The sequence below is a fragment of the Kribbella sp. NPDC050124 genome (assembly GCF_044460355.1).
GTDB lineage: Bacteria > Actinomycetota > Actinomycetes > Propionibacteriales > Kribbellaceae > Kribbella.
This window is the reverse complement of the sequence record NZ_JBITJU010000036.1, coordinates 30,251-47,663: the sequence shown is the minus strand read 5'-3', so window position 1 is coordinate 47,663 and position 17,413 is coordinate 30,251. Positions and strand designations below refer to the sequence as shown.

Below are 17,413 nucleotides of genomic sequence, written 5' to 3'. Positions count from 1 at the left end.
CCGTTCGACACGGCGAGTGTCACATGAGGAAACCATCCCGTCACCATCCTGTCACCGGATGCAGGCCTGATATGAGCGGTCCGGACGGCACTGTTGTGCCGGGGCACGAGATGGCAGCCGCCCCCTGTGGACAACGCGCGGCAACAGACGACAACGCACGACTCGGCCGCCGGGAAACCCCGGCGGCCGAGTCGTTGTGGTTGAAAGTTAGATGGATTCCAGGTCGCGTTCGATCGCGGCCAGCTCCTCCTCGGTGCCCTGGACCTTCGGGCCCTTGAACCAGCGGCGGGCCGAAGCGAACCAGTAGACCGTGGCGAACCCCAGCACGACCAGTACGGCGACCGGCGTGTAGTTGAACGTGCTGCCACTGACCGGGCTGACCTGGGGCAGCATGAACAGGACCGTGATGAAGGCGACCCAGGCGATCGCCACGATGCCGATCGGCCGGCTCCAACGGCCGAGCGACCACGGGCCAGGCTGGAAGTTGGATCCCTGCAGCAGCCGTAGCAGGGTCGGCATCACGTAGGCGATGTAGAGCCCGATCACCGCGATCGACGTCACCGCGGCGTACGCGGTCGCGTTCCACAGGTACGGCAGGCCCAGCAGGAACGCGCCACCGGCGGCCAGCCAGATCGCGTTGGTGGGCGTCCGGGTCCGGTGGTTGATCCGGTGCCAGAACGAGGACCCGGGCAGCGCGCCGTCCCGGGAGAACGCGTAGATCATCCGTGAGTTCGCCGTCACCGACGACATCCCGCAGAACAACTGCGCGCCGATCACGACCAGCAGCAGCACCTTGCCCATCGTCAGCCCGACCGCGTCGATGAAGATCTGCGCCGGAGGTACGCCGGTCTCGCTCTCGAGGGCGCCGTCGTAGCTCTGGATCGCGAACGTCAGGCCGATCAGCAGCACCCACCCGGCGCCGAGCGAGACCAGGATCGACATCACGATCCCGCGCGGACCCGACCGGGCCGCGTCGTGCGTCTCCTCGGTCATGTGCGCGGAGGCGTCGTACCCGGTGAAGGTGTACTGCGCCAGCAGCAGGCCGAGCAGGGCGACGTAGAAGGTCGAGCCCCAGCCGGTGTTGTTGACGAACTCACCGAACACGAACCCGGCCGACTGGTGGTTGTCCGGCAGCACGACGAGCGCGCCGACGATGAACAGCACGCCGGCGATGTGCCACCAGACGCTGATGTCGTTGAGCCGCGCGACCAGCTTGACGCCGAGCGAGTTCAGCAACCCGTGCACCAGCAGGATGATGCCGAACAGCAGGATGGTGTGTCCCGGTGTCGCGCTGAAGCCGAACTGCAGGTCGAGGAAAGCGTTCAGGAAGAACGCGGCGCCGAAGTCGATGCCCGCGGTGACCGCGACCTGGCCGAGGAAGTTGAACCAGCCGGTGAACCAGGACCAGGCCGGGCCGTTCTTCGGCGCGAGCTTGGCGGACCAGTAGTACAGGCCGCCCGCGGTCGGGTAGCTCGAGCACACCTCGGCCATCGCGAGGCCGACGAACAACGTCATCAGTCCGACGATCGGCCAGCCCCAGACGATCATCACCGGACCGCCGGTGTTCATCCCGAACCCGTACAGCGTCAGGCAGCCGGACAGGATCGAGATGATCGTGAACGACACCGCGAAGTTGGAGAATCCCGACATCGTCCGGGACAACTCCTGCGCGTACCCCAGCTGGTGCAGGCGTTTCTCGTCGTCGGTCAGGCCAGTGGGTTCAAGGGACTCTTTGCTCACCGGGGCCTCCTAGGGCAGCAGCCTCAATGGTCTCCCCCTAGACCTTTGGAGATCATTGAGACATGTGCCACAACCCCTGTCAAGGGAAACTGAGGAAGGCTCTGAGGAGGGCTGCGGTGCCGGAGAGATGTTCCTGCATGGCGCGGCGGGCGGACTCGACGTCGCCGGCCAGGATCGCGTCCACGATCGCTTCGTGCTGTTCGTTGGAGTGCTCGATATTGCGTTCCAGCAAAGGGATCGCGTCGAGCAGCTCGTTCAGCCGCATCCGGGCATCGGCCGTCGCGGAGGTCAGCGAAGGCGAGCCGGTGACCTCCGCGATGGCCAAGTGCAACCGCGAGTCCAGACGGCGGTAGTCAGCCAATGAAGCGGCCGAAGTCTCCGCCAGGCAACGGCGGAGGTGCTCCTGCTCGCCGACGCTCAACGAGCGAGCAGCCGCCGCTTCCGCAGCCCCGGTCTCCAAGGCAGCGCGCAGTACCAAGGCATCATCCAGGCCATCACCCAGCTCACGGGCCAGTCGCTTGGCCGGAGTACGGCGAGGCTTCGGCAACCGCTCGTTGACGAACGTCCCGCCATACCGCCCTCGCCTGGACTCGACGTACCCCGCCTCGGTCAGCGCATGGATTGCCTCGCGCAAGGTCACCCGGCTGACGTTCAGCCGGGCCGCGAGGTCACGTTCGGACGGCAGCCGGTCCCCCGGCACCACGACTCCGAGCTTGATTGCCTGCAGCAACCGTTCGACCGTCTCCTCGAACGGGTTCCCGGTCCGGACCGGCCGAAACAACGCGTCGTCTGCCTGGGCAACCATGGTCAAAGACTAGATCGGAGTCACATAAGCGCCCGAGATGCCGCCGTCCACCAGGAACGTGTTGGCGGTGATGAAGGAGGCGTCGTCGCTGGCCAGGAAGGCGACCGCGGCCGCGATCTCCTCCGGCTCGCCGAAGCGGCCCATCGGCACGTGCACCAGCCGGCGCTGGGCCCGCTCCGGGTCCTTCGCGAACAACTCGGTGAGCAGCGGCGTGTTCACCGGTCCCGGGCAGAGCGCGTTGACCCGGATCCCCTGCCGGGCGAACTCGACGCCGAGCTCACGGCTCATCGCCAGCACGCCGCCCTTGGACGCGGAGTACGAGATCTGCGACGTGGCCGCGCCCATCACCGCGACGAACGACGCCGTGTTGATGATCGAGCCCTTGCCCTGCCGTTGCATGTATGGGATCGCGGCCTTGCAGCACAGGTACACCGAGGTCAGGTTGACCTCCTGAACCTTGCGCCACGCCTCCAGCCCGGTGTCCAGGATCGACGCGTCGTCCGGCGGTGAGATGCCCGCGTTGTTGAACGCGATGTCGACGCTGCCGTAGGTGTCGAAGGCCTGCTTGAAGAGGTTGTCGACCGCGGCTGCGTCGGTGACGTCGGTGGCGACGAACATGCCGCCGACCTCGTCCGCGGCAGCCTTTCCGGCGGCGGGGTCGAGGTCACCGATGACTACGCGCGCGCCCTCCGCGGCCAGCCGCCGTACCGTGGCCAGGCCGATCCCGCTCGCGCCGCCGGTGACCACCGCGACCCGGCCCTCCAGCCGGCTTGCCTTCACGTCCATTCAGTCCTCCGTGCTGATGAAGATGTTCTTGGTCTCGGTGAACGCGTCCAGCGCGTCCGGGCCGAGCTCGCGGCCGAGACCGGACTGCTTGTAGCCGCCGAACGGCGTCGAGTACCGCACCGACGAGTTCGAGTTGACCGACAGGTTGCCCGCCTCGACACCGCGGCCGACCCGCAGCGCGCGGCCGACGTCCCGGGTCCAGATCGACCCGGACAGCCCGTACTCGCTGTCGTTCGCGATCCGCAGGGCGTCCGCCTCGTCCTCGAACGGGACGACCGCGACGACCGGCCCGAAGATCTCCTCCCGCAGCACCCGCGCGCTCGGCGAGACGAGCACGGTCGGCGGGAACCAGAAGCCGGGACCGCTGGGCGCCGTGCCCTGAAAGGCCACGTTCTCCACGTAGGACTCGACCTTGGCGCGCTGCTCGGCCGAGATCAGCGGCCCCATCTCGGTCGCCGGATCGCTCGGATCACCGACCTTGAACCCCTTCACCGCCGGCTCGAGCAGCTCCAGGAACCGGTCGTACGCCGTCCGCTCGACCAGGATCCGCGACCGCGCGCAGCAGTCCTGGCCGGCGTTGTCGAACACGCCGTACGGCGCCTGGGCCGCGGCCTTCTCCAGATCCGCGTCCGCGAACACGACGTTGGCCGACTTCCCGCCGAGCTCGAGCGTCACCCGCTTCACCTGCTCGGCGCAGCCAGCCATGATCTGCTTGCCGACCGCGGTCGACCCGGTGAAGACCACCTTGCGTACGGCGGGATGCGTGACGAACCGCTGCCCTACCACCGATCCCTTGCCCGGCACCACCTCGAACACACCCGGCGGCAACCCGGCCTCCAGCGCCAATTCGCCGAGCCGGAGCGCGGTCAACGGAGTCAGCTCGGCCGGCTTCAGTACGACGGTGTTGCCCGCCGCCAGCGCGGGTGCGAAACCCCAGCCGGCGATCGGCATCGGGAAGTTCCACGGCACGATCACGCCGACCACGCCGAGCGGCTCGTGGAACGTCACGTCGATGCCGCCGGCAACGGGAATCTGCTTGCCGAACAGGCGTTCCGGCGCCGCCGAGTAGTAGGTCAGCACGTCCCGGACGTTGCCCGCCTCCCAGCGGGCGTTGCCGATCGTGTGGCCGGCGTTCTCGACCTCCAGCGCGGCCAGGTTCTCCAGGTCGGCGTCGACCACGTCGGCGAAGCGGCGCAGCAGCCGGCCGCGATCCGCAGGGGTGACGTTCCGCCAGGTCTCGAAGGCCTTCGCGGCCCGCTCGATCGCCGCGTCCGCGTCCGCCTCGGCGGCCGGCGAGATCGTCCGGACGACCTTCTCGGTAGCCGGGTTGATCACGTCGTAGGTCATGAAGCTCTCCTGGATGCGTCGATCAGTGCGGTGAACAGGCGCAGGTCTTCCGCGTTCTCCTCCGGGTGCCACTGCACGCCGATGGCGAAGTCGTGCCCGTCCACCTCGGCGGCTTCGACCGTCCCGTCACCCGCCCGGGCGGTCACCCGCAAGCTCGGGGCGACCACGTCGAGGGCCTGGTGGTGGTAGCAACGGCCGCTCGCGCGATCACCGAAGATCCGGGCGGCGAGGGTGTCCGGCTCGACCTTGACCTCGGTGGTGCCGAACACCGCCGGTGAGGGTCGGTGCGCGTCGTGAGCGACGACCTCCGGCAGGTGCTGGTGCAGCGTGCCCCCGAGCGTGACGTTGAGCATCTGCAGACCGCGACAGACCGCCAGCAACGGCAGGTCCTGATCGAGAGCCGCGCTGATCAGGGTCCGCTCGTGCTCATCCCGGCCAGGCCTGGTGTCGACCGTCTCCGGATGCGACTGAGCGCCGTACGCGCCTGGATCGACATCGCAGCCGCCCGATACGACCAGACCGTCGAGCAACTCGAGGATGGTCGGATCCGTGCCGACCGGGGGCAACAGCAGCGGTACGCCGCCGGCGGCAACGACCGCGTCGAGGTAGACCCGCGGGAGCAGCGCCGCCTCGCGCTGCCAGATCCCCCACGTGGCCGGCTCGAGGTACGTCGTGATGCCGATGCGCGGCCTAGAGGCGTTCGAAGCCACGGATGCGCTCCCAGTCGGTGACGGCGGCGTCGTACGCGTCGAGCTCGACCCGCGCCGCGTTGGCGTAGTGGTCGACCATCTCGTCGCCGAACGCCTGGCGGGCGATCTTCGAGCCGGTGAACAGCGCGGCCGCCTCACGCAGGGTCGACGGCACGTGCTCCTTGTCCGACTCGTAGGCGTTGCCCTCCAGCAACGGCTCGGGCTCCAGCTCGTTCTCGATGCCGTAGAGCCCGGAGGCGATGATCGCGGCGACTCCCAGGTACGGGTTGACGTCGCCACCGGGCAACCGGTTCTCCACCCGCAATGACTCGCCGTGGCCGACCACGCGGAGCGAGCAGGTGCGGTTGTCCAGGCCCCACGCGACCGCTGTAGGCGCGAAGCTGCCCTTGGTGAACCGCTTGTAGGAGTTGATGTTCGGCGCCAGCAGGTAGGTGAACTCCGACAGGCAGGCGAGCTGGCCGGCGATGAACTGCTCCATCAGCGCGGAGAACCCGTGCTCGCGGTCACCGGCCAGCACCGCCGCGCCGTCGACGGACCGGAAGCTCAGGTGGATGTGACACGAGTTGCCCTCGCGCTCGTCGTACTTGGCCATGAAGGTCAGGCTCTTGCCGTGCTTGGCGGCGATCTCCTTCGCGCCGGTCTTGTAGATCGAGTGGTTGTCGCAGGTGGCGACGGCCTCGTCGTACCGGAAGGCGATCTCGTGCTGGCCGAGGTTGCACTCGCCCTTGGCCGACTCGACGTACATGCCGGCGCCGGTCATCCCGTTGCGGATGTCGCGCAGCAGCGGCTCGACCCGGGCGGTGCCGAGCAGCGAGTAGTCGACGTTGTACTGGTTGGCCGGGGTGAGGTCGCGGTAGCGCTTGTCCCAGGCTGACTCGTAGGTGTCGTCGAAGACGATGAACTCCAGCTCGGTGCCGACGTACGCCTTCATGCCGCGGTCGGCCAGCCGCTCCAGCTGCGCCTTGAGGACCTGCCGCGGCGACGCCACCACCGGCGTGCCGTCCAGCCACTCCACGTCGCACAGCACCAGCGCCGTGCCGGGCAGCCAGGGGACCAGCCGGAGCGTGTCCAGGTCGGGCGCCATCACCATGTCTCCGTACCCGCGGGCCCAGGACGACATCGCGTAGCCGTCCACGGTGTTCATGTCGACGTCCACGGCGAGCAGGTAGTTGCACCCCTCGGTGCCGTGTTTCAGCACTTCCTCGACGAAGTACCTCCCGCCGCAGCGCTTGCCCTGCAACCGGCCCTGCATGTCGGTGATCGCCACCAGCACGGTGTCGACCTGACCACGAGCCACCAGGTCCCGCAGCTCCTGCACGCTCAACTTCCCACCACCAGAAGCCACAGCCACTCCCACGGGTCTATTGGTCTACATCCAGTCCATTGACTCAAGCCTACCCCGCCGCTGTCAACGCCCGGCGCGGTGGTGCCGTGGCACTCAACTGTCATCGGATGGGTTTGCAGTTGCCGGGATCGTGCGGAAAATCGGGGGATTCGGCCGCACCGCCCAAGCGGCCCGATTCACGGAGGACGCTCCTATGCGATCTTTCATCACCCGTCCCCGCGCCTTGGCCGTTCTGCTGGCCGGTACGGCGCTCACCTTCAGCCCACTCGGTGGTCAGGCGTCGGCGAAGCTGCCGGTCGACCAGGTCGGCAACCCGTGCTTCCAGCCGGCCGACCCGACGTCGGCCCGCGGTGGCCAGGAGGCCGACCACCGCGAGCTGTCGGTGGCCGAGCAGAAGGCGATCGACGCGAGGACCGCGCAGATCCTGAAGGCGAAGGCAGCCCGCAAAATGGCGCCGCAGGCCGGCACGCTCGCGGCCGCCAGCGTGCCCGTGTACGTGCACGTGATGCGCAGCAGCTCCGGCGCCGGTGACGTGACCAACACCCAGATCTCGCAGCAGATCGCCGAGCTGAACCAGAACTTCGCCGGTGGCGAGTCGTCCCAGGCCGCGAACACCGGCTTCAGCTTCTACCTGGCCGGCACCTACCGCTACAACAACAGCACCTGGCACCGCGACGGCCAGAGCACGACCTACCGTTCCCAGACCCGCAGGGGTGGGGCGAACGCCCTGAACATCTGGCTGGTCAACTTCTCCTACCTCGGCATCGCGACGTTCCCGTGGGACTACGCGAGCAACCCGTCGATCGACGGCATCCGGGTGCAGTACACCTCGCTGCCGGGTGGTTCGGCGACGAACTACAACCTCGGCAAGACCGCCACGCACGAGGCCGGCCACTGGTTCGGGCTCTACCACACGTTCCAGGGCGGCTGCACGAGCACGAACGACTCCGTCTCCGACACCCCGGCCCAGGGCAGCGCCACCAGCGGCTGCCCGTCCGGTCGCGACTCCTGCTCGCTGCCCGGTCTGGACCCGATCCACAACTACATGGACTACTCGTACGACGCCTGCTACAACCAGTTCACTCCGGGCCAGAGCACCCGCATCAGCAACATGTGGACCGCGTACCGAGCCTGACCTTGGCGTGACTCCTAACCCCAAGGCCGTCTAGAGTGCCGCCGATGCGTGTGCTTCTGACGGCAGCCGCTACCGCCGCACTGGTGGCCAGCGGTCCGCTGACAGCAACCGCCGCCGGCCAGGGCCCACAAGGCCCGGTCGGCGGCGACCTGCTGACCACGAAGCCGACGGTGGTCGCCGATGGCGCGACACCGCCGGCTGTCCAGGCATCGGCGTACGTCGTCGCCGACATCGACACCGGCGAAGTGCTGGCCGCGAAGGCGCCGCATGCCAAAATGCGGCCCGCCAGCACGCTCAAGACCCTCACCGCGCTCGTCCTGCTGCCCCGGCTCAAGAAGTCGAACGTGGTGGTCGGCACCGACGACGACGCCGGGATCGAGGGCAGCAAGGTCGGCGTCTACCCCGGGCTGCGCTACACGGTCGACCTGCTCTTCCAGGGCATGTTCCTGGCGTCCGGCAACGACGCGGTGCACGCCCTGTGCGTCCAGGACCAGGGTGGCGTCAAGGGCACGATCCAGCGGATGAACCAGACGGCCAAGGAGCTCGGTGCGCTCGACACGACCGTGACCGACCCGACCGGTCTGGACGCCGACGGACAGTACTCCAGCGCCTACGACTTGGCCCTGTTCGCGCGAGCCGGGCTGGCACGGCCGGACTTCGCCAAGTACGCGGCGACGAAGTACACGGCCTTCCCGAACGTCGGCAACAAGGGCACGTACCAGGTCGCGAACCAGAACAAGCTGCTGTTCAACTACGACGGCGCACTGGGCGTCAAGACCGGGTACACGACGCTGGCGCGCAACACGTTCGTCGGAGCAGCCCGCCGCAACGGCCACACCCTGGTGGTCACGCTGATGAACGCACCGCACGGCATCACCACGGACGCGACCAACCTGCTCAGCTGGACATTCAAGAACTACGACCAGCTCAACCCGGTCGGCACCCTGGTCAAGCCCGCCGCGGCACCGCCGTCGAAGGCTGCCAGCGGCCCGGCCGGCCGCAAGCAGTCCGAGTCCGGTACGACGCAGCCGCCGCGCAGCCGCACGGTCCTCAACCCGGGGCAGGCAGTCCAGTCCCTCGTCGTACGCATCCCGCCGTGGGCCTACGCCGCACCACCGGTCTTGCTCCTCGGCCTGTTCCTCCGACGGCCCCGCGCCCTCCGCAGGCGCCGACACTAGCTAGCGACGGATGGAGCGGGCCGCTCTGGCCACCTGCATGGCCAGAGCGCTGACTGTAACGCCGAGCAGTGCACCAGCTGCGACGGCAACCGTGTCCGCCTTCTTCTGCGGCACCGGCACCACCTTGTAGCGCTTGCCAGGCGGCCCGGGGAGCAGCGGCTCCTCGACCTCCACCGGCTCTGGTTCCGGCGCCGGCTCGGCGACCGCCTCCGCTACTGCTTGCGCGTCGAGCGTCGCCTCCTTGCTCCAGGCCGCGATCAGCATGATCGCCCTGGTCAGCAGGTAGATCCACACCAGCAGCGCCAGCGGCAACGCCAGAGCGCCGTACGCCGCGTTGCGGCCGATCACGTGGTCGACGTAGGCGTTGCCGAGCTTCTGCGCCGCGTAGAACAGGATCCCGCCGGCCAGCGCGGCGATCAGCGCGACCTTGCGCGGCAGGATGATCCGCGGCAACACAGTCTGGATGTAGAGGATCAGTACGGCGCCGGCGCCGATGCCGAGCACGATGCTGCAGGCCTCGATCCCCCACTGCGCCAGCCAGGTCCCTTCGAGGTCCGCCCAGTCGATGATGCGCGCCGACAGCCCAGCGAGGACCGACGAGGCGCCGGTGGCGATCACGCCGACCGCGCCCAGCCCGAGCAGCGCGCCGAAGTCGACCAGCTTCAGCTGGACGATGTTGCCGGGCTCGTCGTCCAGCTCGTGCATGGACCGGATCGAGGCCCGCAGCGAGTCGATCCAGCCCAGGCCGGTGAACAGCAGCGCGACAGCCGAGATCAGCCCGATGGTGCTGGCGTGGCTGATCAGCGCGTCGATGTCGATCCGGTCGCCGATCCCGGGCAGGGTCTTGTCCAGCGTCACCTTCAGTCTCTCGATCGCGTCGTCACCGAGCAGCGAACCGACGACCGCGGCCGCCAGCACAATCAGCGGGAACATCGACAGGAACGCGAAGAAGGTCGTCGCCCCCGCCAGCCGGTTGCCCCGCCGGTCGCCGTACCGCGTCCAGGCCCGCCACAACTGCGTCCGGCTGAACCGCTTCCAGGCCGCCTTCACGTTCATCTGTCTCCTGTACCCGAGGTGCGGAGGCCTAGCCTTTCAGGGGGAACGAGCGTTGGGGGCGCCACACGCCGTCGGCGCCGTGCTCGTAGCGGCTGAAGGCGTCGACGTCGAAGGCGCAGTCGTACTCGGCCAGGGCGTCGTACGCGCGGTCCAGCGCGTCCTTGTCCAGGTCGTGCGCCACCGTCACGTGCGGGTGGTACGGGAACCGCAGCTCGACCTCCAGCGGCCCGGAGCGGACCTGCGACTGCAGCACCTCGCACGACGAGATGCCCTCGGCCAGCGGGACGAACACCACCGGCGAGATCGGCCGGAAGGTCGCCGTACCGCGCAGCCGGATCCGGAAGCTCGGGAAGCGCGCGGCCACCTCGAGCAGGTGGTCGTCGATCATCCCCAGGTCGGCCCCGTCGATCTCGGTCGGCGGCAGCAGCGTGACGTGGGTGGGGATCGACGAGGCCATCGGATCACCGAACTCGGCCCGGTGCTTCTGCAGCTCCGAGCCGTAGGGTTCGGCAATCGGGATCGCGACACCGATCGTCGGCATCCGCGGGCCTACCGGCCCGATCCGAGGGCCGGCCCGGGCACGAAGCCCAGCCGGTCGAACACCCGCTGCAGCGTCGGCTCGGTCACCGCCCGGGCGCGTTCGGCCCCGGCGGCCAGGATGGCGTCCAGCCCCGCCTTGTCGTCCAGGTAGCCGAGCGTCTTCTCCCGGAACGGGGTGACGAACTCGACCACCACCTCGGCCAGGTCCTTCTTGAAGTCGCCGTACCCGCGGCCGGCGTACTCGTCCTCGAGCTCGCTGATCTTGCGACCGGTCAGCGCCGAGTAGATGGTCAGCAGGTTGGCCACGCCGGCCTTGTTCTCCGGGTCGAAGACGACGTCGCGGCCGGAGTCGGTGACCGCGGAGCGGATCTTCTTCGCACTCACCTTCGGGTCGTCGAGCAGGTCGATGATGCCGGCCGGGGACGAGCCGGACTTGCTCATCTTCGCGGTCGGGTCCTGCAGGTCCGCGATCTTCGCGGTCTCCTTGACGATGTACGGCTCGGGCAGCCGGAAGGTCTTGCCGAACCGGTGGTTGAACCGCCCGGCCAGGTCGCGGGTCAGCTCCAGGTGCTGGCGCTGGTCCTCACCCACCGGGACCCGGTCGGCCTGGTAGATCAGGATGTCCGCGGCCTGCAGGATCGGGTAGGTGAACAGGCCGACGGTGGCCCGGTCGGCGCCACCCTTGGCGGACTTGTCCTTGAACTGGGTCATCCGGCTGGCCTCGCCGAACCCGGTCAGGCAGCCCAGCACCCAGCCGAGCTGAGCGTGCTCGGGCACGTGCGACTGGACGAACAGCGTGGACCGCTCCGGGTCGATCCCGGCCGCGAGCAGCTGTGCCACCGAACGGCGGGTCCGCTCCCGCAGCGCCTTCGGGTCGTACTCCACGGTGATCGCGTGCAGGTCGACGACGCAGTAGAACGCGTCGTGGTCGTCCTGCAGGGCCACCCACTGACGCAACGCACCGAGGTAGTTGCCGAAGTGGAAGGAGTCGGCCGTCGGCTGGATCCCGGACAGCACCCGAGGGCGACGCTGGGATCCGGCTGCGGAGGGGTCAGGCGCAGCTACAGACATGCCCCCGATTCTGCCAGCGCCCCAGCTCCACCCCACACCGGGGCGGGTCACCGGCTACCAGGACCAGCCGCGGGAGGTCAGGGCTTGTTCTTCGCGCCAGCGTTTCTCTTCGCTGCGTTCGAGCTCGTCCTCGGTGGGGACTCCGGCCAGGCGGCAGGCTTCGTCGAGGAGGTCGTCGTACGCCGCCTCGACGGCCATCAGCTTGTGGGCGCGCGCGTAGACCCCGGGGGCGGACTCGATCCGCCGGATCTCACCGGCCAGGTGGCCGAGCCGGGTCTGCAGGCGCAGCGTGTCGAACGGGTCGGGGTCGGGCACGGTCGGCCGGCGCAGCCGACGGGTCATCCGTCCGGCAGACGTCTGCACGCCGCGGCGCCAGCGCGACGCCGGCGGCTGCGGCAGCACCAGGTTCAGCAGCACGCACAAGAACACGAACAGGAGCAGCACAGCTACCCACTCCATCGACCTCACCACCCTCTTACGAGGTTACGTCGGCTGCCTACCCACCGGCGAGATCTTTTCCGCGGCGTTACGCGTTGGTGGCCGGATCGCCGTCGACCGCCGCGGCGAGCTTCGGAACGAGCTGGTCGATGACGATCGGCAGGCTCAGCACCGAGACGAACTGGATCGCGCCGTACAGCTGGTCGTCGTAGTTCTCCTCGACGAACACGTCCCGCCCCTCGGTGCGGACCTTGAAGTTCTTGTAGAGCGGATCCGCCTTGAGCTTCGCGGTGCCGCCCTTGGCCGGGAACCAGACCAGCACCTGTTGGTCGAGCACGGACAGTCGCTCGGCGCTCACGTTGCCGCCGAACTTGTCGCCGATCACCTTGTCCAGTCCCTCCGGCAGCGTGAACCCGAAGTCGCCGAGCTTCTCCTTCGCCCACGGGAACAACGCCCCGGGCTTATCCCCGAACCACTCGGTCGTCCCCACCTCCCGCACGCCGTCAGGAATCAGTCCCGGTGGTACTTGGTGACCGCCTTGTCCTGCTTGAGCTTGTCGGCGGCGGACTGGATCCGGGCGGTCCACTCGGGCAGCGCGAGGCCGCCGGCAAGGAACTGGCCGGTCGCCTGGGCGGCGGTGGTGGCGAAGTCGGGATACCAGTCGGCGAAGTACCAGGTGATGACCTGGTCACCGGCCGCGGTGAGCAGATCGCGGGCGGAGCGCAGCGCCGTACCGATCTCCAAGCCGTCGGCGGCGCCGCGGACGACGGTGAGCTGGTTCGACTCGGTGGTGACCTGGGCGGCGACGTCCCTGGACAGCATCGCCCGCAGGTACTCGAGCCCGCCGGCCTTGTTCTTCGCCTTCTCCGGGACCAGGTACGGCGCCGTGGCCGCGACGTGCACGCCGCGGACCAGGGCCGGGGAGCCGTCGAGCGGCGGGACGCCGAGCATGGTCAGCACGAAGCCCGAGGGGATCAGCGGCTTCATCTCGTTCTCGAGCCAGTTGCCGCACGGCAGCAGGCCGGCCTTCGAGGCGAGGAAGCGCTTCTGCGACGCGATGTGGTCGAACTCGAGGCTGCCCGGCGCGATCAGCCCGCGCTTGGCCAGCTCGCCGACCGCGGTGATCGCCCGGGTGACGCTCTCGTCCTTCCAGGCGCCGTCCTCGAGGTTGTCGATCCGTTTCAGCACGTCGTGGCCGCCGGTCTTCGCGGCCAGCGTCAGCACCAGCTCCAGCACGTAGTACGGGTGCGCGCCGGCATAGACGAACGGGCCGAGCCCGGCCGCCTTCATCTCGGTGCCGAGGGCAAGCAGTTCCGGCCAGGTCCGCGGCACGTCCCAGCCGAACCGCTGGAACAGGCTGGCCGAGTACCACAGGCCGTACACGGTCGCGACGTAGTTCACGGTCCGCTGGGTCCCGTCGTACCGCCCCGCCTCGAGCATCCCCGGCAGTACGGCGTCCTGCACGGTCACATCGGCGTTGTCCCAGCCCGGCGCCTCCAGCAGCGACCGCAGATCTGCCAACTGGTCCTGCCCCACCAGCCGCGGGAGAGCGAGCTGCCCGTCGCCGGTGTTCAGCACGACATCCGGAGGGTTGCCGGCCGCGACCCGCGGCAGCACCAGGTCCCGCAGCTTGTCCGACACGGTCGGAGTCACAGTGACCGCCGGATACTTCTTCCGGTAGGCCGCCGCTCCGAAGCCGCCGTACTCCTGCCCGGTCAGCACCTCCAGCGGCGCATCGGCGGCCACGTCGAACGGATTCGCTGGATCTACAGCCGGCGGCGGCGTCGTACCCGAGGAACAGCCGCTCAGCAGGGCGCCGGCCAGCGCGCCCTGCAGAACAGTCCGACGTTTCAGCACCCCGGCAGGGTAGCTACTTCAGGGTGGCACCGGTCAGGCCGGCCTGGACCTGACGGTAGAAGATCAGGTAGACCACGATGACCGGGACCATGGCGATGGTCAGGGCGGCGAACAGCGTGCCCCAGTCGTTCTCGTAGCGCTGACTGCCCAGCAGGGTCGCGATGCCCTGCGACAGCACCGGCTTCTCCGGCGACAGGAACGACGGCAGCACGAACTGGTTGAACTGGCCCAGCACGTTGAAGATGCCGACGCTGATCAGGCCGGGCTTGGCCATCGGCAGCATCACCCGGAAGAACGTGGTGCTGTGCGACGCGCCGTCCACCAGCGCCGCCTCGGCGATCGAGGTCGGCAGCGTTCGGAAGAAGGCGTGCATGAAGAACACGGTGAACGGCAGCGAGTACGCGATGTAGACCAGGATCAGGCCCTGGTACGTCGACACCATCCCGAAGCCCTTGACCACGAAGAACAGCGGCACGATCGCCAGGAAGACCGGGAACATCATGCCGGCCGCGAACAGGTAGTAGATGAACCGGTTGCCGGGGAACTCGTAGCGGGCCAGCACGTAGGCCACCATCGAGCCGAACAGCATGGTGCCGAAGACACCGCCGGTCACCACGACCAGGCTGTTGAACAGGTACTGGCCGATGCCCTTGTCCCAGGCCTTGGTGTAGTTGGACCAGAGCAGGTCCTTGGGCAGCGCCCACGGGTTGTCGCCGAAGATCTCGCCGGTGCTCTTCAGCGAGGCGATCACCGCCCACACGAACGGCACCACGACCAGGATGCTCCAGGCGATCAGCACCGTGTGGGAGAACACGTTCACGGGGCTGAAGGAACGATCCTTGCCACCGGCGGGATGGGCCACGGCCTCGGTCTTCGACCGGGTGTCCTCGACGTCGATCTGTACAGGTACGGTCATTTCCGTCGGCCCCTCAGTATTCGATCCGCTCGCGGCGGGTAGCCCGGAGCAAGACGGCGGCGATGATCAGGGTCAGGAAGAACAGCACCACACCCATCGCCGAGGCGTAGCCGGCGCGGCCGTACTGGAACCCGTTGTCGGCGATCTGCAGACCCATCACCTGAGTGGAGTTGTCGGGTCCGCCCGGTCCCGCTGTCATGACCGCGACCAGCGCGTACGCGTCCAGCGCGATGATGGCCAGGTACACCCACGACGTCTGGATGGTGTCCCACAGCAGCGGCAGGGTGATCCGGAAGAACGTCGACATCCGGCCCGCGCCGTCGATGATGGCGGCCTCGAAGATGTCCTTCGGGATCCCGGACATCGCCGCGTTGAACAAGACCAGGTAGAACCCGACGCTGCCCCAGATCAGCACCCACATCACGCAGTACAGCGCGATGTCGGGGTCGGCCAGGAACTCCGACGTCCCCAGACCGAGCGCCTTGGTGACGGAGTTGGCCAGCCCGGTGTCGGTCGAGGTCATCACGGTCGACCAGATGACGGCGATGACCGGGACCGCGAGCACCTGCGGGAGGAAGAACGCCAGCTTGTAGAAGCCGTTGCCCTTGACTCCCTGCACTCCCGCGGTGTTCGACCGCCCGCCCACGTTGAGCAGGTAGGCGAACGTGAGGGCGAGGAAGATGGTGATCAGCGGCAGGCCGACCAGCAGGATCAGGTTGTGCCCGAGCGCCTGGCGGAACACCGAGTCGTTGGCCAGCGTCCGGAAGTTGTCCAGGCCCACGAACTTGAACTCGGGCGAGATCCCGGTCCAGTCGGTCAGGGAGTAGTAGAACGCCTGGACGAACGGCGAGATCACGAAGATCGCATACAACGCCAGTGGAATCGCGAGGAAACTCGCGACGAACCGGTAACTGCCGTGCCGCATCTTTCTCCTAACAGCGCAGGGGCAGGTTCAGCTGGGCTGCGGGGTCAGCGTCCCCCCACAGCCCAGCATGCACCCAAAAACTCAGCTACGGGTCTGCTTGCATCCACCCACAGCCAGCTCTTTCATTTCAGCTACGGGTCTGCTTGACGGTCTTCGGGTCCTTGGCGGTGTCGTCCGCGATCTTCTGGGCCCGGGTGCAGAACTCGTCGGCCGTGATGCGGCCGGCGGCAAGCTCGCCCCAGACGTTGCGGATCGGCTTGTCCATCGTCGAGTACCAGGCGGCGAAGTACGTCGTCCAGTTGTTGTCGCCACCGGACGCCAGCAGCGCGCCCGCGGACGACGCGCCCGCGCTGAGCTTGAGGCCCTCGCCGGCACCCTTGACCACGGTCGGGGAACCGGTCAGCTCGGTGAACTTGCCGGCCGCCTCCTTCGACAGCATGATCCGCATGTACTCCAGGCCACCGGCCTTGTTCTTCGCCTGCTCCGGGACGATGAAGGGCTCACCCGCGGCGATCTCGGTGCAGTCGACCGGCAGCTTCGAGCCGTCCAGCAGCGGGGTGTAGGCCGCGGTGGTCTCGAAGTCGGCCGGCGCGACCGGCTTCTGCTCGTTCTCCAGCCAGGAGCCGGACGGGATGAACGCGGCCTTGCCCTGGTTCCAGGCCGTCTGGGACTGGATGTGATCCAGGCCCTCGGTGCCCTGCATGAAGTAGCCCTTGCCCTTGATCTCCAGGATCGCCTCGGCGGCGGCCTTGATCGACTCGTGCTTCCACGCGTTCGGCTCGAGCTCGTCGATCGCCTTGATGACGTCGTGACCACCGTGCTTGACGGCCATGTCCATATGCACCTGGCCGATGTAGTACGGGTGCTTGCCCTGATGGGCCATCGGCGCGATGCCGGTCTTCTTGATCTCCTCGCACAGGTCGAGGAACTCCTGCCAGGTCTTGGCCGGCTCCCAGCCGTTCTTTGCGAACAGCGGCTTGTTGTACCAGATCGCGTAGACGGTCAGCACGTAGTTGAGCAGCAGCGGCTTGCCACTCAGCTGGGCCGCCTCCAGGGTGATCGGCACGATCGTGTCGCGAACCTTCTTGTTCGCGTCGTCGATCGAGGCGGCGTCGAACAGCTGGGTCAGGTCAGCGAGCTGACCGCTCGTGGCCAGCGTCGACGCCGGCAGCGCGGAGGCACCGGAGTTGTCGATCACGTCCGGCGGGTTGCCACCGTTGAACCGCGGCTGCAGCTGCGGCGTGATGTCGGTGATGCCGGCGTGCTTGATGGTGGCCTCGGGGTACTTCTTCTTGTACATCTCCTCGTGGGCCTTGGCGTAGTCGTCGCCGTACCCACCCTTGAAGATCACCACGTCGAGCGGGTCCGACGACTTGACGCCGAACGGGTTCTCCGCCGTCTGCTCGGCGCCGCCACCGCCGGTGTTCTCGTCTTCGCTGCCGCCGCTGGCACACGCCGAGAGCAGTGTGCTGCCGCCGGTGGCCAGCAGGGTGCCGACCGCCGCGCGCTGCAGGAACAGCCGCCGCGACAGGTTGTCAGGAGTGCTCATGGGTCCCGCCTTCCG

The 17,413-nt window shown here is 68.1% G+C and carries 17 protein-coding genes; 2 read left to right on the top strand and 15 right to left on the bottom strand.

Annotated features, from left to right (window positions below; translation table 11 throughout):
• Positions 1-207: 207 nt before the first annotated feature.
• From ACIBL3_RS43540 to ACIBL3_RS43515, 6 genes are all read right to left on the bottom strand, one after another.
• Positions 208-1,740 carry an amino acid permease gene (locus tag ACIBL3_RS43540; RefSeq protein ID WP_396359893.1) on the bottom strand — a complete coding sequence of 511 codons (1,533 nt, stop codon included), beginning with the start codon at positions 1,738-1,740 and terminating at the stop codon, positions 208-210.
• Between the two features lie 79 nt (positions 1,741-1,819).
• Positions 1,820-2,545, bottom strand: coding sequence for a FadR/GntR family transcriptional regulator (locus tag ACIBL3_RS43535; RefSeq protein WP_396359892.1), 726 nt, complete (start codon positions 2,543-2,545; stop codon positions 1,820-1,822).
• 9 nt (positions 2,546-2,554) lie between these two features.
• Positions 2,555-3,331, bottom strand: coding sequence for a 3-oxoacyl-ACP reductase (locus ACIBL3_RS43530; protein ID WP_396359891.1), 777 nt, complete (start codon positions 3,329-3,331; stop codon positions 2,555-2,557).
• A complete protein-coding gene (locus tag ACIBL3_RS43525) occupies positions 3,332-4,678 on the bottom strand; it encodes an aldehyde dehydrogenase family protein (protein ID WP_396359890.1) in 1,347 nt (448 codons plus the stop codon).
• Complete coding sequence (locus ACIBL3_RS43520; RefSeq protein ID WP_396359889.1) at positions 4,675-5,388, bottom strand: gamma-glutamyl-gamma-aminobutyrate hydrolase family protein; 714 nt, start codon at positions 5,386-5,388, stop codon at positions 4,675-4,677. The genes ACIBL3_RS43525 and ACIBL3_RS43520 overlap by 4 nt, the downstream gene beginning before the upstream one ends.
• Positions 5,369-6,706 (bottom strand): glutamine synthetase family protein, encoded by a 1,338-nt coding sequence (locus ACIBL3_RS43515; protein ID WP_396359907.1) that lies wholly within the window; start codon positions 6,704-6,706, stop codon positions 5,369-5,371. Before ACIBL3_RS43515 ends, ACIBL3_RS43520 begins: the two co-directional genes overlap by 20 nt.
• 220 nt (positions 6,707-6,926) lie before the next feature.
• On the opposite strand from ACIBL3_RS43515, the gene ACIBL3_RS43510 reads away from it, so the two are divergent.
• Both ACIBL3_RS43510 and ACIBL3_RS43505 read left to right on the top strand, forming a co-directional pair.
• Positions 6,927-7,868, top strand: a complete 942-nt coding sequence (locus tag ACIBL3_RS43510; RefSeq protein ID WP_396359888.1) for a zinc metalloprotease — start codon at positions 6,927-6,929, stop codon at positions 7,866-7,868.
• Positions 7,869-7,912: 44 nt separating this feature from the next.
• Positions 7,913-9,046, top strand: a complete 1,134-nt coding sequence (locus ACIBL3_RS43505; protein WP_396359887.1) for a D-alanyl-D-alanine carboxypeptidase family protein — start codon at positions 7,913-7,915, stop codon at positions 9,044-9,046.
• Here ACIBL3_RS43505 and ACIBL3_RS43500 read toward each other — a convergent pair whose 3' ends face one another.
• From ACIBL3_RS43500 to ngcE (ACIBL3_RS43460), 9 genes are all read right to left on the bottom strand, one after another.
• Positions 9,047-10,102, bottom strand: a complete 1,056-nt coding sequence (locus ACIBL3_RS43500; RefSeq protein WP_396359886.1) for a YihY/virulence factor BrkB family protein — start codon at positions 10,100-10,102, stop codon at positions 9,047-9,049. It abuts the gene before it with no gap.
• Between the two features lie 28 nt (positions 10,103-10,130).
• Positions 10,131-10,643, bottom strand: coding sequence for a 2'-5' RNA ligase family protein (locus tag ACIBL3_RS43495; protein ID WP_396359885.1), 513 nt, complete (start codon positions 10,641-10,643; stop codon positions 10,131-10,133).
• 8 nt (positions 10,644-10,651) lie between these two features.
• Positions 10,652-11,713: a tryptophan--tRNA ligase gene (gene trpS / locus ACIBL3_RS43490; RefSeq protein ID WP_396359884.1), complete on the bottom strand. Its 1,062-nt coding sequence runs from the start codon at positions 11,711-11,713 to the stop codon at positions 10,652-10,654.
• A gap of 54 nt (positions 11,714-11,767) precedes the next feature.
• Positions 11,768-12,172: a hypothetical protein gene (locus ACIBL3_RS43485; RefSeq protein WP_396359883.1), complete on the bottom strand. Its 405-nt coding sequence runs from the start codon at positions 12,170-12,172 to the stop codon at positions 11,768-11,770.
• Positions 12,173-12,239: 67 nt separating this feature from the next.
• Positions 12,240-12,641: a hypothetical protein gene (locus ACIBL3_RS43480; RefSeq protein ID WP_396359882.1), complete on the bottom strand. Its 402-nt coding sequence runs from the start codon at positions 12,639-12,641 to the stop codon at positions 12,240-12,242.
• 20 nt (positions 12,642-12,661) lie between these two features.
• Positions 12,662-14,008, bottom strand: a complete 1,347-nt coding sequence (ngcE, locus tag ACIBL3_RS43475) for an N-acetylglucosamine/diacetylchitobiose ABC transporter substrate-binding protein (protein ID WP_396359881.1) — start codon at positions 14,006-14,008, stop codon at positions 12,662-12,664.
• Positions 14,009-14,021: 13 nt separating this feature from the next.
• Positions 14,022-14,924 carry a carbohydrate ABC transporter permease gene (locus tag ACIBL3_RS43470; RefSeq protein ID WP_396359880.1) on the bottom strand — a complete coding sequence of 301 codons (903 nt, stop codon included), beginning with the start codon at positions 14,922-14,924 and terminating at the stop codon, positions 14,022-14,024.
• Between the two features lie 13 nt (positions 14,925-14,937).
• Positions 14,938-15,849 carry a carbohydrate ABC transporter permease gene (locus ACIBL3_RS43465; RefSeq protein WP_396359879.1) on the bottom strand — a complete coding sequence of 304 codons (912 nt, stop codon included), beginning with the start codon at positions 15,847-15,849 and terminating at the stop codon, positions 14,938-14,940.
• A gap of 127 nt (positions 15,850-15,976) precedes the next feature.
• Complete coding sequence (ngcE, locus tag ACIBL3_RS43460) at positions 15,977-17,398, bottom strand: N-acetylglucosamine/diacetylchitobiose ABC transporter substrate-binding protein (protein ID WP_396359878.1); 1,422 nt, start codon at positions 17,396-17,398, stop codon at positions 15,977-15,979.
• Between the last annotated feature and the right edge of the window lie 15 nt (positions 17,399-17,413).

What these genes read in the sequence shown, in the direction of transcription:
- ACIBL3_RS43535 (WP_396359892.1), bottom strand. Translation starts at nt 2,545, where the DNA reads ATGGTTGCCCAGGCAGACGACGCGTTGTTTCGGCCGGTCCGGACCGGG.
- ACIBL3_RS43530 (WP_396359891.1), bottom strand. Translation starts at nt 3,331, where the DNA reads ATGGACGTGAAGGCAAGCCGGCTGGAGGGCCGGGTCGCGGTGGTCACC.
- ACIBL3_RS43525 (WP_396359890.1), bottom strand. Translation starts at nt 4,678, where the DNA reads ATGACCTACGACGTGATCAACCCGGCTACCGAGAAGGTCGTCCGGACG.
- ACIBL3_RS43510 (WP_396359888.1), top strand. Translation starts at nt 6,927, where the DNA reads ATGCGATCTTTCATCACCCGTCCCCGCGCCTTGGCCGTTCTGCTGGCC.
- ACIBL3_RS43505 (WP_396359887.1), top strand. Translation starts at nt 7,913, where the DNA reads ATGCGTGTGCTTCTGACGGCAGCCGCTACCGCCGCACTGGTGGCCAGC.
- ACIBL3_RS43500 (WP_396359886.1), bottom strand. Translation starts at nt 10,102, where the DNA reads ATGAACGTGAAGGCGGCCTGGAAGCGGTTCAGCCGGACGCAGTTGTGG.
- ACIBL3_RS43495 (WP_396359885.1), bottom strand. Translation starts at nt 10,643, where the DNA reads ATGCCGACGATCGGTGTCGCGATCCCGATTGCCGAACCCTACGGCTCG.
- trpS (WP_396359884.1), bottom strand. Translation starts at nt 11,713, where the DNA reads ATGTCTGTAGCTGCGCCTGACCCCTCCGCAGCCGGATCCCAGCGTCGC.
- ACIBL3_RS43485 (WP_396359883.1), bottom strand. Translation starts at nt 12,172, where the DNA reads ATGGAGTGGGTAGCTGTGCTGCTCCTGTTCGTGTTCTTGTGCGTGCTG.
- ACIBL3_RS43470 (WP_396359880.1), bottom strand. Translation starts at nt 14,924, where the DNA reads ATGACCGTACCTGTACAGATCGACGTCGAGGACACCCGGTCGAAGACC.
- ACIBL3_RS43465 (WP_396359879.1), bottom strand. Translation starts at nt 15,849, where the DNA reads ATGCGGCACGGCAGTTACCGGTTCGTCGCGAGTTTCCTCGCGATTCCA.
- ngcE (WP_396359878.1), bottom strand. Translation starts at nt 17,398, where the DNA reads ATGAGCACTCCTGACAACCTGTCGCGGCGGCTGTTCCTGCAGCGCGCG.